The sequence below is a fragment of the Allobosea sp. 05T433 genome, assembly GCF_056396065.1.
This window is the reverse complement of the sequence record NZ_JBFTKS010000128.1, coordinates 1-454: the sequence shown is the minus strand read 5'-3', so window position 1 is coordinate 454 and position 454 is coordinate 1. Positions and strand designations below refer to the sequence as shown.

The 454-nt window shown below is 59.8% G+C and carries 1 pseudogene; it reads right to left on the bottom strand.

The annotated features are described in order from the left end of the window. Positions 1–2 precede the first annotated feature (2 nt). A pseudogene (locus AC1DGP_RS35335) lies at positions 3–454 on the bottom strand (hypothetical protein); the annotation flags it as partial.

Below are 454 nucleotides of genomic sequence, written 5' to 3'. Positions count from 1 at the left end.
CCTTAGGGGACCTTCGACGATGCATGCAATGGGGGCTTGATGGCCTGAGCGACCGCTGCGGCGATCTTCTGCGCTACGCCACTTTCGAGATCGATGATGTTCCCGGAATGCAGGTCGGCCTCGTAAATAGCGGACCAGCGAATGGCGGCCGTTTCTCCATCTACGAGCCGGCTGGTTATTCTGAGCTTGTTATCGGCAGCACGGATCATCCCCTCAAGGATGTGCCGGGCRCCGAGCTGACGCCGGGCAGCGGATGATCGCTGCGCCAGGTCATCGGAAGCCTCGCTTCGGACGATTGTCAGCCCCTGAAACGTAGCGAGCTGCGAGAGCATCTCTTCGGAAAGGCCGGCAGCAAAAACACCGGCGTCTGGCGTTGGGGACAGGTTGACGAATGGCTTTACGAGAAGAGAGAGACCCGGGGTGCTTGTCGATGAAGCAGCCGGTCGTGATGAAT